Annotated in this window: 18 protein-coding genes; 14 read left to right on the top strand and 4 right to left on the bottom strand. The window is 56.9% G+C overall.

Features of this window, described 5'->3' with window-relative positions:
* The first annotated feature begins 88 nt into the window (after nt 1-88).
* From ylxM to D5269_RS12460, 12 genes are all read left to right on the top strand, one after another.
* Complete coding sequence (gene ylxM / locus D5269_RS12515; protein WP_016314883.1) at nt 89-451, top strand: YlxM family DNA-binding protein; 363 nt, start codon at nt 89-91, stop codon at nt 449-451.
* Between the two features lie 49 nt (nt 452-500).
* Entirely contained in the window at nt 501-1877 is a 1377-nt protein-coding gene (gene ffh, locus D5269_RS12510; protein ID WP_120485916.1) for a signal recognition particle protein, read from the top strand.
* Nucleotides 1878-1986: 109 nt separating this feature from the next.
* Complete coding sequence (gene rpsP / locus D5269_RS12505) at nt 1987-2229, top strand: 30S ribosomal protein S16 (RefSeq protein WP_016314885.1); 243 nt, start codon at nt 1987-1989, stop codon at nt 2227-2229.
* A gap of 23 nt (nt 2230-2252) precedes the next feature.
* The gene (locus D5269_RS12500) at nt 2253-2486 is read left to right on the top strand and encodes a KH domain-containing protein (protein ID WP_016314886.1); all 234 of its coding nucleotides are present in this window, start codon (nt 2253-2255) and stop codon (nt 2484-2486) included.
* A gap of 310 nt (nt 2487-2796) precedes the next feature.
* The gene (gene rimM, locus D5269_RS12495; RefSeq protein ID WP_120485915.1) at nt 2797-3312 is read left to right on the top strand and encodes a ribosome maturation factor RimM; all 516 of its coding nucleotides are present in this window, start codon (nt 2797-2799) and stop codon (nt 3310-3312) included.
* On the top strand, nt 3302-4042 hold the full coding sequence (gene trmD, locus D5269_RS12490) for a tRNA (guanosine(37)-N1)-methyltransferase TrmD (RefSeq protein WP_037375368.1): 741 nt from the start codon (nt 3302-3304) through the stop codon (nt 4040-4042). Before rimM ends, trmD begins: the two co-directional genes overlap by 11 nt.
* Before the next feature lies 1 nt (nt 4043).
* The gene (locus D5269_RS12485) at nt 4044-4769 is read left to right on the top strand and encodes a DUF554 domain-containing protein (RefSeq protein ID WP_120485914.1); all 726 of its coding nucleotides are present in this window, start codon (nt 4044-4046) and stop codon (nt 4767-4769) included.
* 247 nt (nt 4770-5016) lie between these two features.
* The gene (locus tag D5269_RS12480; protein WP_016314890.1) at nt 5017-5280 is read left to right on the top strand and encodes an HPr family phosphocarrier protein; all 264 of its coding nucleotides are present in this window, start codon (nt 5017-5019) and stop codon (nt 5278-5280) included.
* A gap of 91 nt (nt 5281-5371) precedes the next feature.
* A complete protein-coding gene (gene uvrC, locus D5269_RS12475) occupies nt 5372-7213 on the top strand; it encodes an excinuclease ABC subunit UvrC (protein WP_016314891.1) in 1842 nt (613 codons plus the stop codon).
* Nucleotides 7214-7344: 131 nt separating this feature from the next.
* Nucleotides 7345-7893 (top strand): 16S rRNA (guanine(966)-N(2))-methyltransferase RsmD, encoded by a 549-nt coding sequence (rsmD, locus tag D5269_RS12470; protein ID WP_120485913.1) that lies wholly within the window; start codon nt 7345-7347, stop codon nt 7891-7893.
* Nucleotides 7894-7895: 2 nt separating this feature from the next.
* A complete protein-coding gene (gene coaD / locus D5269_RS12465) occupies nt 7896-8396 on the top strand; it encodes a pantetheine-phosphate adenylyltransferase (RefSeq protein WP_016314893.1) in 501 nt (166 codons plus the stop codon).
* A 45-nt stretch (nt 8397-8441) separates the two neighbouring features.
* Nucleotides 8442-8897, top strand: coding sequence for a hypothetical protein (locus D5269_RS12460; RefSeq protein WP_016314894.1), 456 nt, complete (start codon nt 8442-8444; stop codon nt 8895-8897).
* Nucleotides 8898-9001: 104 nt separating this feature from the next.
* On the opposite strand, the gene aroC is transcribed toward D5269_RS12460, so the two are convergent.
* From aroC to D5269_RS12440, 4 genes are read right to left on the bottom strand one after another with little or no spacing between them, the layout of a single operon-like run.
* Complete coding sequence (gene aroC, locus D5269_RS12455) at nt 9002-10099, bottom strand: chorismate synthase (protein WP_016314895.1); 1098 nt, start codon at nt 10097-10099, stop codon at nt 9002-9004.
* A 4-nt stretch (nt 10100-10103) separates the two neighbouring features.
* Complete coding sequence (gene aroA / locus D5269_RS12450; RefSeq protein WP_120485912.1) at nt 10104-11363, bottom strand: 3-phosphoshikimate 1-carboxyvinyltransferase; 1260 nt, start codon at nt 11361-11363, stop codon at nt 10104-10106.
* A complete protein-coding gene (gene aroB, locus D5269_RS12445) occupies nt 11356-12420 on the bottom strand; it encodes a 3-dehydroquinate synthase (RefSeq protein ID WP_120485911.1) in 1065 nt (354 codons plus the stop codon). Before aroB ends, aroA begins: the two co-directional genes overlap by 8 nt.
* Complete coding sequence (locus D5269_RS12440) at nt 12417-13274, bottom strand: prephenate dehydrogenase/arogenate dehydrogenase family protein (protein WP_016314898.1); 858 nt, start codon at nt 13272-13274, stop codon at nt 12417-12419. Before D5269_RS12440 ends, aroB begins: the two co-directional genes overlap by 4 nt.
* Before the next feature lie 306 nt (nt 13275-13580).
* On the opposite strand from D5269_RS12440, the gene trxB reads away from it, so the two are divergent.
* A complete protein-coding gene (trxB, locus tag D5269_RS12435; RefSeq protein WP_120485909.1) occupies nt 13581-14510 on the top strand; it encodes a thioredoxin-disulfide reductase in 930 nt (309 codons plus the stop codon).
* 40 nt (nt 14511-14550) lie between these two features.
* Nucleotides 14551-15306 (top strand): polysaccharide deacetylase family protein, encoded by a 756-nt coding sequence (locus tag D5269_RS12430; RefSeq protein WP_120485908.1) that lies wholly within the window; start codon nt 14551-14553, stop codon nt 15304-15306.
* Nucleotides 15307-15716 lie beyond the last annotated feature (410 nt).

Below are 15716 nucleotides of genomic sequence, written 5' to 3'. Positions count from 1 at the left end.
AGCCTTGACATCGGGAAATGCTTCCTGTATAATACCACAAGAGGGAACATGTAAAGCGGATGGCTTTACATCTTTGGAGGGGAACGCTGTGGCGAAAAATCTGGAAATTTCCCTGCTGCTCGACTTTTATGGAGATATGCTGACCGAAAAACAGCGGGACGTAGTCGAGCTTTACTACAACGAGGACCTCTCCCTCTCGGAGATCGCCGCACACAGCGGCATCACGCGGCAGGGGGTACGCGATTCGATCAAGCGTGCAGAGAGTGTGCTGCTTGATCTGGAGGAACGGCTCGGGCTGGCGCGGAAGTTTCGCCAGATACAGGATGGGCTGGATCAGATCATACGCAACGCGAAACAGATTGGCGACTACAGCAGCCGCTATGGGATCTCAAAAGAGATCAGTGAGCGGAGCGCGGAGATCGTCCGGATCGCGAACAGTATCAACGAGTAGAACAGGCTGATGGATCAATCGAATCTCAAACAGGAAAGGGGCAGGCTTTGTGGCGTTTGAAGGGCTTTCTGACAAGCTTTCCGCCGTATTCAAGCGGATGCGGAACAAAGGGAAACTGAAGGAGAGCGACATCAAGGAAGCAATGCGGGAAGTGCGGCTTGCGCTGCTCGAAGCGGACGTCAACTACAAGGTAACCAAAGAGTTTGTCGCAAATGTGACTGCCAAGGCGGTCGGCGACGAGGTGCTTGAGAGCCTCACCCCGGCACAGATGGTCATTAAGATCGTCAATGACGAGCTGACTACCCTGATGGGGGAAAGCAATGCCCGTTTGAACTTCCAAAGCAAGCCCCCGACGATTGTAATGATGTGTGGATTGCAGGGTTCCGGTAAGACAACCCATTCGGCAAAACTCGCACTCCATTTCAAGGGACAGGGCAAACGCCCGCTGCTTGTTGCGTGCGACGTCTATCGTCCGGCAGCGATTGACCAGCTGAAAGTGGTCGGTGAGCGGGCAGGCGTCCCGGTGTTTGAAATGGGGCAGAATGACCCGGTTGAGATTGCGCGGCGGGCAGTGCTGCACGCCAAGGACCACGGGAACGACCTGGTGATCCTCGATACCGCCGGGCGGCTGCATATCGACGAGACGCTGATGGGCGAGCTGCAGACGATCAAATCCACCGTTCAGCCGCATGAAATCCTGCTGGTAATCGATTCGATGGTTGGCCAGGATGCAGTCAATGTGGCGGAAAAATTCAATGAAACACTGGGGATCAATGGGGTGATCCTCACCAAGCTCGACGGTGATACCCGCGGCGGTGCAGCACTTTCGGTGCGTGCGGTCACGGGCAGGCCGATCAAGTTTGTGGGTACTGGCGAAAAGCTCGATGAGCTGGAACCATTCTATCCCGACCGCATGGCCTCCCGTATTTTGGGGATGGGCGATGTGCTGACCCTGATCGAAAAGGCGCAGAGCGACTTCGACCAGAAAAAGGCACTCGAGATGGCCCAAAAAATGAAGGCCAACACGTTTGATTTCAACGACATGCTCGAGCAGATGCAGCAGCTCAAAAAGATGGGGCCGCTTTCGAGCGTGATGAATATGATCCCGGGGGTCGCCGGGAAGCTGAAGGATGAGGATGCCGAACAGGGCGAACGCGAACTGAAAAAGGTGGAAGCGATTATCCTTTCGATGACCCCGGCAGAACGGGAAAAGCCGGCTCTGATCAATCCTTCCCGCAAGCGCCGGATTGCGGCAGGCAGCGGGACCGAAGTTTCAGACGTAAACCGGGTGCTCAAGCAGAATGACCAGATGCAGAAGCTGTTCCGGAGCGTTGCGGGCGGCTCCAAAAAAGGCGGTAAGCGCCGTCGGAATCCCTTCGCGGGGATGGGCGGAATGGGGATGCCGCCGGGTGGAATGCCCTTTTAATTCACTTTCATCCGGTTGACCGGTTGACTGAAGCAGGGCTGTTTGAGTGCTTTCTGGCTTTCAAGCAGGACCTGATTAGACGAAACAAAATCATTAGGAGGTGACATACATGGCTGTTAAAATCAGACTCAGAAGAATGGGTGCAAAAAAGGCTCCGTTCTATCGGATCGTTGTAGCGGATTCCCGTTATCCCAGAGACGGCAGATTCATTGAGGAAGTTGGGTATTATGATCCGACTAAGGACCCGTCGGTTATCAAGATTGATGCCGAGAAGGCGAAAAAGTGGCTTTCCAATGGCGCCCAGCCGACCGATACCGTAAAGGCGCTGCTGAAAATTGAAGGCGTGCTCTAATCTGCGGGTGGAGGTAAGTCGTTTTGGATAAGCTGATCGTTACTATTGCACGCGGACTGGTCGAGAACAAAGACGCGGTCAACGTTACTGTTGATCCGCCGGATGACGAAGGAATGGTGGTTTACCATCTTCACGTTGCTCCCGACGATATGGGCCGTGTCATCGGCAAACAGGGCAGGATTGCCAAGGCGATCCGCACCGTTGTCAGAGCGGCAGCCAACAAAACCGAGACGAAGGTTGCCGTCGAAATCGACTGAAAAGAGGGGGAGCAGACTGCTCCTCTTTTTTCATGCCCTGTTTTTTAGGGGGCTTTTTCGTTCGCAAAAAGCCCCTTTTTGCCGCATGTTGGGCGGCCATTCCTCCCCAAAAGGTGTTTCACAGGATAGCGTATTTTGCGCAGTCTCTGCGCCGAAGGCATTTCCTTTGAAACCGTGGTTGTTTCCCTCAATTTAAAAGCTGCCGCTTCACGCCGGTTGGGCTGTGCATATCGCTGTGGCGGAAGTGGAAAATGGGTAACTATTTTATAGATCAAACAGGCTCTGGAAGGGCCGGAGAGGAGGCGGTAGATTGCGTAAGCAGTTTCTGGAATGTGGTAAAATTGTCACAACGCAGGGGATCAAAGGCGAAGTCCGGGTGCAGCCCTGGTGCGATTCCCCGGATTTTCTGCTGGGGTTCGATACCCTCTATCTCGATGGCGGCAGGTCCCCTCTTGAGATCGAGCGCTCCCGTGTACAGAAAAATGTGGTAGTGTTCAAATTCAAAGGGACCGAGACGGTGGAAGAGGCGGTCACGCTGCGTGGAAAGGTGCTCTATCTCGACCGGGCGGATGTTCCAATGGAGGAAGGGGAGTATTTTGTACAGGACCTGATCGGCTGTACAGTACTCGACGCGGATACCGGGCGGGACTACGGGAAAATTTACGATGTACGCCCGACCGGGGCGAACGATGTCTATTATCTGAAAGATGCGGCGGGGGTTGAGCGGCTTGTCCCTGCGATCCCGGATGTGGTGCTCTCCCGTGATCTGGATGTGGGGATTGTGACCATCCGGCCGTTGGAGGGATTGTTTGATGATGAAGATTGATCTTGCAACGCTCTTCCCCGAGATGTGCGAGACAGTGTTGGGGACAAGCATTGTCGGGCGCGCACGCAGGGCGGGCTATCTGGACATCCGCTGCTGGCAGATCCGGGATTATACGGTGGACAAGCACAACAATGTGGACGACACCCCCTATGGCCCCGGCAAGGGGATGCTGATGCAGGCAGACCCCATGTTCCGCACCTGGGAGGCGGCATGTGAAGCGCGCGGAGGCAGGCCGCATGTCATCTATATGTCCCCGCAGGGCCGCACGCTGACCCAGCAGCGTGCGCTTGAGCTGTCCAAACTCGAACATCTCTATATTATGTGCGGGCACTACGAAGGGGTGGACCAGCGGGTGCTTGACGAGATCGTGGACGAGGAAATCTCGATCGGCGACTATGTGCTGACCGGCGGTGAACTGGGCGCACTCGTGCTGATCGACTGTGTGAGCCGTCTCTGTCCCGGGGTTCTGGCGGATGAGAGCTGCTTCACCGAGGAGAGCCATTTTAACGGTCTGCTCGAATACCCGCAGTACACCAAACCCGCGGTCTGGCATGGCATAGCTGTTCCTGAGATCATCACCAATGGCAACCATGCGGCGATCGCCCGCTGGAGGAGGGAGATGTCTCTCAAAAATACCTGGGAAAAACGTCCGGAGATGCTGAAAACCGCTCCGCTCACCGAGAAAGACCGGTGGTATCTGCGGACACTCGGCTGGAAGGAGGAGCCATGAGATGGGGACATTGGTGAACGCAATCGCGGTGGTAGCCGGTAGCCTGATCGGGCTGTTGATCCGCCGCGGCCTGCCCGAGCGGGTCGAGGGCGCTGCAATGAAGCTGTTGGGGCTTTCGGTGCTTATCATCGGCTTCAACGGGGTGGTGACTTCGATGGTTACGGTCGGGGCAGACGGCTCCCTCTCGTCGGACGGCTCTCTCCTGTTGATCGCCAGCCTGGTGATTGGCGGTGTGTCGGGTGAGCTGTGGGAGATCGACGACAAACTCACCCGGATGGGCAAACGGATCGAAGAACGGTTTGGAAAAGAGGGATTTGCCAAGGGCTTTATCAACGGTTCCCTGATCTACTGCATCGGCGCAATGGCGATTATCGGTGCGCTGAACGATGGCCTCACCGGGGACAGCAGCATCCTCTACATTAAAAGTGCGCTCGATTTCGTCTGCTCGATCATCCTTGCTTCGACACTCGGATTTGGTGTGCTCTTTTCCGCGCTGCCAGTCGCGCTTTATCAGGGTGGGATTACCCTGTTTGCGGGGGTTCTGTCCCCGTTCGTTTCGGACGCACTGCTTGGCGGAATCTGCATGGTTGGCTATGCGATTGTCCTCTGTATCGGGATCAATTTTCTCGAGTTTACCACCATCCGCACCGCAAATTTGCTCCCCGCTCTGGCCGTTCCGGTGGCCTGGCAGCTGCTTCGCTCCTGTGCGGGACTGATTGTTATTTAATTGCGATTCGACGAAATACAACGTTTCGACAGGGTATCTTGTCACAATTGTTGAAAACTTTGTGGTAAACTTGCACAATTATCTTGCTTTAGAATCTGAAAGGAATTGGGGAACAAGCAGAAAAATCCCGAAAAATTTGTAATCGAACCCGAATTCGATTGACGCTCGGGGAACTTCCGCTTATAATAAAAATAAGTCGCAGGCAAACCAGTACATTTACATTTTTTAGAACAGGGAGAGTATTGCTATGTTTGTAAAAGAAGTTTCTGTCCAGAACCAGGTTGGCCTTCACGCACGCCCTGCAACCTTCTTCATTCAGAAAGCGAATGAGTACAAATCCTCGATCTGGGTTGAGAAGGAGGAGCGCCGTGTCAATGCCAAGAGCCTGCTCGGTGTGCTTTCGCTCGGAATCGTGGGCGGCACTACCATCCGGATCATCGCGGACGGCTCGGACGAGCAGCTTGCAGTAGATGGGCTGGTCAAGCTCGTAGAGTCGGGCTTCGCAGAGTAAGTTTGGTTTTGATGCCTGAAAATTGCACCGTTCCTGTGTAGGACGGTGCATTTTTTGTAAACCATCGGGAAAGTTGGAAAAGGGGGATCGGATGGACAACCCAAGGCTTCCGTACCTTTCGGACAAAGCACATGGGCTGCCGCTGCTGCCGGGAGTCTACATCATGAAGAACAAGGCGGGCGATATCATCTATATCGGCAAAGCAAAAGCGCTCAAAAACCGGGTGAGCAGTTATTTCCGCTCGGTGGAAAAGCATCTGCCAAAGGTATACCGGATGGTCTCGCAGGTGTTTGACTTCGATTATATTGTGACCGACAGCGAATTCGAAGCGCTGGTGCTCGAATGCAGCATGATTAAGCTGCATACCCCCAAATATAACATCCTGCTCAAGGATGACAAGGGCTATTCCTATATCAAAATTTTCCCGAAAGAATATAGCCGGATCCGTCAGACCTTCCAGCGGGAGGAGGATGGTGCGGAATACATCGGGCCGTACCTCTCGGCCTATGTGGTCAAGGAGACGATCGACGAGGCAAACCGGGTGTTTCTGCTGCCCACCTGCTCAAAACGGTTCCCGCAGGAGTTCGGGAAGGGGCGCCCCTGCCTGAACTTCCATATCAAACGGTGCATGGGGGTCTGCCAGGGTAGGATTTCGCTCGAAGAGTATCATGAAATTCTGGCGCAGGCGCTCGAGTATATCAAAGGCGGCAGCTCGCAGAGTGTCGAGTTGATGACCCGCCAGATGAATGAATACGCCGAAAATATGCAGTTTGAGAAGGCGGCGCAGCTTCGGGACCGTATCCGGGCGATCGGGAAGATCAGCGAGTCACAGAAGGTGGTCTTTACGAGCGTTGCGAACCAGGATGTGATTGCCCTGCAGCGGACTGATACCGAAACCTGTGCAGTGGTGCTGAAATTCCGCACCGAGCGCCTGGTGGACAAGCAGGATTTCCTGCTCGGCGCGGTAGACGATCTGGACGAAGCCCGGCAGGAATTCCTGCTGCGGTATTATACCACCTCCAACCGTCAGGACCTCCCCCGGAAGATCCAGCTCGACGGGCCGGTGGAGGATGTGGAGATTGTGGCCCAGCTATTGAGCGAGCAGGCGGGCCATAAGGTCGAAATCCGCATCCCACAGCGCGGGGAACAGCTCAAACTGATGGAAATGGCCAAAAAGAACGCAGCGGAAAAACTCTCCCAGCGCGGCCAGCGGACCGGGCGGGAGGTCGCCGCACTCGATGAGTTGGCGCGTCTGCTCGGGCTGGAAAAACCGCCCGGGTATATCGAGTCCTACGATATTTCCAACATCGGTTCGGATACGGTGGTTGCGGGGATGGTTGTCTTTGAAAACGGGCGTCCGCTGCGCAAATGCTACCGCAAATTCAGCATCAAGACGGTGGCAGGCACCGACGACTATGCAAGCATGAGCGAGGTGCTCCGCCGCCGGTTTGAGCGGTATCTCGACCCGGACAAACAGGACGAGGCATTTGACCGGCTGCCCGACCTGATTCTGCTCGATGGCGGCAAGGGGCACGTGGGGACGATTGTGCCCATGCTGGCAGGGATGGGGATTTCGGTGCCGGTGTTCGGTATGGTCAAGGACGATAAGCACCGCACCCGCGCGATCGCTGAAAGCGGCGGTGAAATTGCAATCGCCTCCCACCGCAGTGCATTTACCCTCGTTTCCTCGATTCAGGAGGAGGTGCACCGGTTTTCGATCCAGTATTCCCGGTCGAAACACCAGAAGAGCGCATTCGCCCTCTCACTCACCCAATGCGAAGGGATCGGCGACAAGCGCGCCGCGGAAATCTACAAACAGTTCAAAACGGTCAAGGCGATCCGGGCGGCTTCGGTCGATGAGCTGGCGCAGGTCAAGGGGATGTCCCACCCGGCAGCGGAGCGGTTGTACCAGTTTCTGCATGAGGAAGATTGACAAATCCGCATAAATTGCGGATAATAGAGTCACAATGTGTCGCTGCGGCGGTTAAACAAGCGCAGGGTCCAAGATATAAAACAGGTTCCAAAAGACCCGAACAGATGAAATAGAAAACAGGAGAAAAAATTATGAGAGTAATTACCGGTTCGGCGCGGGGGATGCGTCTGGAAGCGCCCGCGGGCACCGATACCCGCCCAACCTCGGATATGGCCAAGGAAGCGATCTTCAGTATCCTGCAATTTGAGATCGAACAGGCGATGGTGCTCGACCTGTTTGCGGGCAGCGGGCAGCTCGGGGTAGAGGCTCTTTCCCGGGGGGCACGATTCGCGGTGTTCGTGGACAGTTCCCGTGAGGCGCAGGAGATCATCCGGCGCAACCTGAATGCTACCCGGCTCGCCCAGAACAGCCGGGTAGCCGCGATGGATGCTTCCGCTTATCTCGCAGGATGCACCGATCGGTTTGACATCGCGCTGGTCGATCCACCCTATGGGCAGAAAAAGATCGACGAAGTGCTCCCGCAGCTCGCCGGACGGATGAACGAAAACGGGATCATTGTTTGTGAGACCGAGCGCACCGAGGAGCTGCCCGGGCAGGCAGGGGAATTTTCGATCTATAAGGTTTACCGTTATGGCAAGGCCAAGGTGACCACCTACAAAAAGACAGCGGAGGACGAGTAAGGATGGAGCGAATCGCAATCTGTCCGGGCAGTTTTGACCCGATCACCAAGGGGCATCAGGAGATTATTCTGCGGGCCCGCAAACTGTTTGACCGGGTCATTGTCGTGGTCAGCGAGAATCCAGACAAGCATCCGGTCTTTTCGGTGGAGGAGCGGGTTGGGATGATCCGTACCGTGTTTGGCGGGCTTCCCGGTATAGAAGTTGACAAGTTCAGTGGTTTGCTGATAGACTATGTAAGGAGGCGTTCGGCGGCTGCGATCATTAAAGGGCTGCGCGCGGTCTCGGATTTCGACTATGAATTCCAGATGGCGCTCACCAACCGCAAGATGGAGCCGGACGCCGAAACGGTCTTTCTCACCTCGAGCAGTGAGATGATGTATCTGTCCTCGAGTATGGTGCGCCAGATTGCACGTTTTGGCGGGGACATCAGCCCGTTTGTACCCGACTGCATCCTTGAGACGGTGTCCCAGGGGATCGCCAGACGGTACCATGCGGACATCTAACCGTTTTGAGTTGCAAACAGTTCCGAAAAAGGAGAGAAACCTCAGATGAATATTGATGAAATTCTGGACGTTATAGATGAGCTTCTTGACCGTTCCTGGAGCCTTCCGCTTTCAGGGGGGCGCTGCGTGGTAGATGCGGACAAGGTGCGCGACCTGATCGACGATATCCGCCTGAACATCCCGTCTGAGATCAAGCAGGCGAAAGCGATTGTCTCCGACCGTACCGACATTATCTCGGGCGCGAAAAAGGAAGCGGAATCGATCATCCGGAAGGCTGAGGATCGTGCACGCAGCCTGGTGGCGCAGGAACAGGTCGTCAAGGCGGCACAGGCCAAAGCATCCGAAATCCTGACCCAAGCGCAGATGAAATCGCGTGAGATCCGTCAGGCGGCGCAGGAGTTTTCGGACAACTGCCTTTACAAGACCGAGGAAGTGCTGGTCAAGTCCCTGACCGAGATCAAGGCGACCCGGCAGGCATTTCGCAATGCGACAGGGAAATAATAGGTGAAAAGAGGAGGCCCCCGGGACCGCTTGGAAACGGTTCCGGGGGCTTTTTTAGGATCAGTTCGCTCTGGAAGAGCACTTTTTTCCGTACGGGCAGGCGCTCAGAAGTGCCGGTAACCGTCCGCCTCGAGCAGGCAGTCAGCGGCTGCGATTGCGGCTGCGGCTTCCACCACCGGGACCGCGCGCAGGACAACGCATGGATCATGCCGTCCATGGACGGTCAGGTCCCGCTCGGTATGCCGGACAAAATCGACCGTCTGCTGCGGCTGGGAGATCGACGGGGTGGGCTTGAACGCGGCCCGGAACAGGATGGGCATACCGTTCGAGATGCCCCCAAGGATGCCGCCCGCATGGTTTGTGGAGCAGACAACCCTCCCGTCACGGATACGAAACGGGTCGTTGTTCTGGCTCCCGCGCAGCTCGGCGGCATCAAATCCGGCTCCAAATTCGATCCCTTTGACCGCCGGGATGCCAAATACGATCGAGGCAATCCGGTTTTCCAACCCATCAAACATCGGAGAGCCAACGCCCGCGGGCATCCCGAGCACCGCACATTCGACCACGCCGCCCACCGAGTCCTGCTCCATCCGCGCCAGTTCGATCGCATCGAGCATCCGCCTGCCTGATTCCGGGTCTAGGACAGGGATCTCCGCTTTTCCGGGGGCGAGCAGGGTTGTAGCATCCAAGCCAACCGGGTCGAATGGGGCGTCGTCAATCCCTGCGATACGCGCGGCATGTGCCCCCACCAGAACGCCGCGTGCGGCAAGGAGCTGTCTGGCGACCCCGCCCGCAAAGCAGAGCGGTGCGGTCAGCCGCCCGGAGAAATGCCCACCGCCCCGCACATCATTGCAGCCTGCATAACGCAGGTAGCCGGTATAGTCGGCGTGCCCGGGACGTGCGGTGCTGGCCAGCTCGGAATAATCCTTCGAGTGCTGGTCACTGTTGCGGATCAATGCGGTGAGCGGTGCGCCGGTTGTCCGTCCATCCTGCACGCCCGAAACAAGTTCCGGCAGGTCGGATTCCTGACGCGGGGTGCTGGCGCGGTTCCTGCCGGGTGCGCGCCGCTTCAGGAATGCGTATAGTTCTTCGAGATCGAGCGTGAACCCAGCGGGGACGCCGTCGATCACGACGCCGATCCCGGCCCCATGGCTCTCTCCGAAAATCGAAATCTGAAACTGTCTGCCCCATCTGGATGACATGCTATTAACCTCCTGTCGGGGCGTAAAAGCCGCCTAGTTTTTGGTAGTCTGCAAAAAAGTCTGGGTAGGACTTTCCTACCGCCTCCACACCGGTGACTGTTACCGGTCCGTCGGAGAACATCCCTGCGACCGCAGCCGCCATCACGATCCGATGGTCGTTTGCACCATCGACCGTTCCGCTATGCAGCCCGCCGCCCTGGATGACCAGGCGGTCGGGGTATTCAGCAACCGTCCCGCCGAGGCTGCGGAGCAGGGCGCTGACCGTTGCAAGCCGGTCGCTCTCTTTGATCCGCAGGCGGGCGGCATTGTAAATTTCGGTTTCACCATGGGCGAATGCTGCCATCACCGCAACCACCGGGATCAGGTCGGGGATCGGCCCTGCGTCCACCCTACAGCCATGCAGCGGCGCGGCGCAGGTGCATACCCCATCCGCATCCTGTGAAACCTGCCCGCCAAACCGCCGGATGATTTCCAGAATCGCCCGGTCCCCCTGTACAGAATGGGGGGAAAGCCCGGTCAGGCGGACCTTTCCGCCGATTGCCCCCGCACAGAGCCAGAAGGCTGCGTTGGACCAGTCTGCCTCAACCGTTCGGTCTCCGCTGCTGTATGCCTGTCCTCTAGGAACCCGCCAGCCGTTTTGGAGTTCCTCCACCCGGATGCCTGAGCCACGCAGGGACTCGAGCGTCATTTCGACATATCCGGCCGACTGAAGCGGGGAATCGAGCAGGATTTCCCCGCCTTCGGGCAGGAGCGGGAGCGCAAACAACAGCCCCGAGATGAACTGAGAGCTGACATTTCCGGGCAGCAGGTATTGACCACCGGTCAGACGTCCTGAGAGGGTAAACGGCATCCGATCGGAAGAGAACGAAACACCATGTCGTTTCATCTGCTCGGCGAGCACCCCGATTGGGCGGTCGGGGAGCCGGCCCTCCCCGGTGAAGGTTGCGGGGATGCCGAGCGCGGCGGCAACGGGCAGTAGAAACCGCAGGGTGGAGCCGCTTTCGATGCAGTTGAGCAGGGCAGGCGCAGCGGCCCAGCCTGCGCCTGAAAAGACGACCGCAGCCTGCTCCCGCGTGAACCGGCTGCCCATTGCGGCGAGCACCCCCATGGTCGCATCCATGTCCGCCGATCTCGACACCGGGGAGACCCGGCAGGGCTCCCCTGAAAGGGCGGCGCAGATCAGCGCCCGGTGCGCCGCAGATTTGGAAGGAGGCGCGTGCAGTTCCCCATGCGGGCGGGCGGGGGTCAGAAGATAATCAGGCATCGGATTCCTCCGTCATAAAGGAGAGCAGGCGGTCGGTATCGACCGGATGCAGGGTGGCTTGGCCGATCCGTTCGAGCACGACCAGCTTGATCTTCGAACCGGAGCGTTTTTTATCCCCCATTGCATTCTGACAGAGCAGGCCGATCGGGTAGTCGGTGGAGGTTGGCAGCCCGTACTGCCGCAGGCAGGAGCGGATTCGGTCGGCGGTCCCTGCCGGGGTCAGGCCGGCACGTTCGCTGGCGTGGGAGATCAGCACCATCCCGATTGCAACCCCTTGCCCGTGGGTGATCGTGAACTGTGCCTGTTTTTCGATCGCATGGCCGAAGGTGTGGCCGAAATTCAGCTGCTGGCGAAGCCCTGTGTCCCGTTCGTCCTGCTCAACGACCAGCCGTTTCAGGTCGATGCACCGGGCGATTACCTCGGTGAGCTGTTCGCGCAGCCTGCCCTCCTCGAACAGCCGGAAAAGGGAGTCATCGAGGATAGCGCCGTATTTGACCGCTTCGGCGATCCCGTCGGAAAAATATACAGCGGGGAGGGTATCGAGGGTTGAAGGGTCGCAGATGACCAGGGACGGCTGCCAGAACGCGCCGACCAGGTTTTTTCCCTGTGGAATATCAACGCCGGTCTTGCCGCCGACCGACGAGTCGATCATGGAAAGAAAGGTGGTGGGAATCTGGATAAAATCGACGCTCCGCAGCCAGGTTGCGGCAGCAAAGCCCGCGAGGTCGCCAACCACCCCACCGCCCAACGCAACCACGACGTCCGTCCGGGTGATCCCGTTTTCCGAGAGGAATCCGTATACCGCGTGGACAGTTTGCAGGTTTTTGGACTGCTCCCCATGTGGAAATACAAATTTACAGACCGGATACCCTGCCCTTTCGAGCAGAGCGGTCAGATGGTCCCCATAGAATTGGTCGACCGTATCATCGGTGATGACTGCGAGCCGGGGGCGCCGATCCCCGTAGGCCTGCGCAATCAATGCAGGCGCCTGATCGAGCAGCCCGCTGCCAATCTGAATCCGGTACGGCCTGCCTGTATTGACCTGTATGGTTTTCATTGTAAAGCCTCCTTGATCCGTCTGCCATCGTCCAGCAGGGTGTAAAGACGGGTTCCGTCCTTTTGGGAGATCGCATCCCGGTATTCATTCAGATGAAGGACGATCTCGTCGATCTCTTCCACCAGGTCGTCCCCGTTTTCCAGAAACAGCTCGGTCCACATCTCCGGGTTGAGTTTGGCTACCCGGGTCAGGTCTTTGTAACTGCCTGCTGAGAAGCCGCTGCGCTGGAGCGCACGCGGGCTTTTGATATATGCGCTCGAGACCACATGTGCCAGCTGGGAGGTGAACGCGATCATACGGTCATGCGCTTCGGGGGTGGTCAGGGTGATCCGCCCGAACCCGATCTGCCGGAACAGCTCAGAAGCCAGCGCAAGTGCGTCCGGCGGGGTGTGGTCGTCCGGGGTCAGGATCATGCTTGCCTGCTGGAAAAGATCGGCATCCGAGCCGGAAAATCCCCAGGTTTCTTTCCCTGCCATTGGATGCCCGCCAATAAAGGTGACCCCATGCTCGGCACAGAGAGAGGTCAGGTTTTCCACCGGATAGCGTTTGACCCCGCACAGGTCGACCAGGATGCTTCCCGGCGCAAACCGTTCGATCTGTTCCCGGACGAAGGTGACCGTCTGCTGGGGATAAAGTGCGACCAGCACCAGGCCGCACCGGGAGAGCAGTTCCGGACCGCCTGCGGCATCGACCGCGCCGTCCCGCTCGGCCTGCATGGCGGTCTGTGGGTTGGTGTCACAGCCGTAGACCCGCAAGGTTGTATATTTTTGAAAAGCACGCGCCATCGAACCGCCGATCAATCCAAGGCCAACGATCCCGACCGCGCGCAGAGACAGTTGTTCTGAAAATGCCATGATTTCACCACCAGTTGATTCTCTTCAGAGGATTCGATTCCAGTATAGCAAATTGTACTCAAAAAAGATAGTAGCGATTTAAACAACTGATAGAAAGAATGGCAGATATTTTTGGAAAAGGTTGCATATCCCGGGCGATTGGGATACAATAGAAACCACACAAGGCCGATAGACAGTCCCCAAAAAAAGCGTTTGTTTTTTGGGGATGGGCGAAAGCCTGCCGGCACATCGGATATATTGGCAGGCCTAAAAAGGGTCAGAAAGATTCTTTTCAACTACTTCGATGATAGCGGGAGGAAACGAACAGTGGAACAATATGATGCAATCATTATCGGCGCAGGGCCGGCAGGTTTGACAGCGGCGATCTACCTGCAGCGGGCGGGCTGGCGAACCGTTGTGCTCGAGGCGTATGTCTGCGGCGGGCAGATGGCAAATACCCCCGAGATCGAAAATTATCCCGGATACAGCAGGATCAGCGGGGTGGAGCTGAGCACCAGCCTGTATAACCAAGCGGTTGAGCAGGGTGCGAGAATCGAGTTTGACGGGGTATCCGCTGTTCGGCTTTATGAGGCGGAAAAGACGGTTGAAACCCAGTCGGGCAGGGCTTTTCGTGCGCGTGCAGTGATCGTCGCGAACGGTGCAAAACGCCGCAAGCTGGGGATTCCTGGTGAGGAGGAGCTTGCGGGGCGGGGGGTATCCTATTGCGCGACCTGTGACGGTGGATTCTATAAGGGGAAACATACCCTTGTTGTGGGGGGCGGCAACACAGCAGTCGAGGATGCGCTTTATCTTTCCAACCTCTGCGAGCGGGTGCACATTATTCACCGCCGTGATGAATTCCGCGCGGGTAGGGTGCTGACCGATGCCCTGCAAAAGCGGGAAAATATCACGATCCATTATGACACGATTCCCGTGGAAATCCGGCAGGCCGAAGGAAAGCCGATGGTGGGAGAAATCGAGGTAGAGAATGTCAAGACGGGCGGCCGAACCGGAATCCCGGTTCAGGGGGTGTTTGTCGCGGTTGGGTTCGAACCGGATAACCAGCTTTTTGCCGGACAGCTCACCCTTGACCCATCCGGCTATATCGTCGCGGGGGAGGATACCCGGACCAACCTGGACGGCGTATTCGCAGCGGGGGATACCCGCACAAAGACCCTGCGTCAGATCGTGACTGCCGCCGGAGATGGGGCAATCGCCGCATTTGAAGCAGGCGGCTACCTCGCCGCGCAGGCATAGACTGGAAAACGCCGCATAAACTGCACTGAGGTGAAAGTTTATGTACGGCGTTTTTTCATGGAAAAAAGCGATTGCTGTGCTCGGTCTGTTGGTTTTTGCGGGATTTGGTATAGCGGGGGCGGCAGGCAGGGCGATAGGGACTTCCGTACGCCCGCGGGAACTGCCCATCTATTCGGTTGAGACCTCCGAAAAAACGGCTGCACTTGGGATTAACTGTGCGTGGGATGACAGCGACATCGACCGTCTGCTTGGACTGCTTGACGCGCGGAAGATAAAAGCCACTTTTTTTGTGGTGGGGGATTGGTGTGACCGCTATCCCGAAGCAGTTGGGCAGATCGCGGAGGCAGGACATGAGCTGGGCAGTCATTCGGACACGCATCCCGATATGACCCGGCTTTCCAGGGAGGAGATCGTCCAGCAGCTTACCCGCTCTCAGGAGAAACTTGAGGCAGCATCCGGGCGGAAGATCCAACTGTTCCGTCCACCGTCCGGAGCTTATAATGATCTGGTCGTCGCGACCGCTCGGGAACTGGGATTTGAGGTGATTCAGTGGTCGAATGACAGTGTAGACTGGAAGACCCCGCCGGTCGGGGAGATGGTCGAGCGGGTCTGCGGAAGGGCGCAAAACGGAGATATCATGCTTTTCCATGCGGGAAAGGCGAATACTCCTGCGGCATTAGAGCAGATTCTCGACCGCCTGACCGCTGAGGGATACCGGTTTGTGACGGTGGGAGAGCTGATCTATCAGCCGCCCTATGCGCTTGACCATACGGGACGGCAGAGAAAAACGGAATAAGAACTTGCGGCGGGCTCAAGGTTTGCAAGCCCCCCTATTGCCGGTGATTTTAAGTTTTCCTGTTATGCCGAGGTTTTTCGCAGAAAGAAATCGTTCCCTTGATGGAAGATGTTCCGGTACAGGCATTTCCCGCAGACAGTATGTCCTTTATAGATTTTTAAGATCCTGTTTAACATCTAGGGGCTGTTTGAAAAATCGAAATAGCCGTCTTTTTCTACAAAAAGCGGCGGCTGCCGCGTCAAAAATGCGCGGAATACAGCAAGTATTCCTGTGCTTTTTTCCTTGCGGCCGCTCACTTTTTACGAACCATCCGTCTATTTCTCTATTTTCAAACAAGCCCTAAAGTTTTACTCAATTTTTTCAAAAAATTGCGGTTTCCAAGGGCAGTGAGGCAACGGAAGTTTGGGTTC

Source organism: Anaerotruncus sp. 1XD42-93 (assembly GCF_009917605.1).
Taxonomy (GTDB): Bacteria; Bacillota; Clostridia; order Oscillospirales; family Ruminococcaceae; genus Anaerotruncus.
This window is presented reverse-complemented; position numbering and strand designations above follow the sequence as displayed.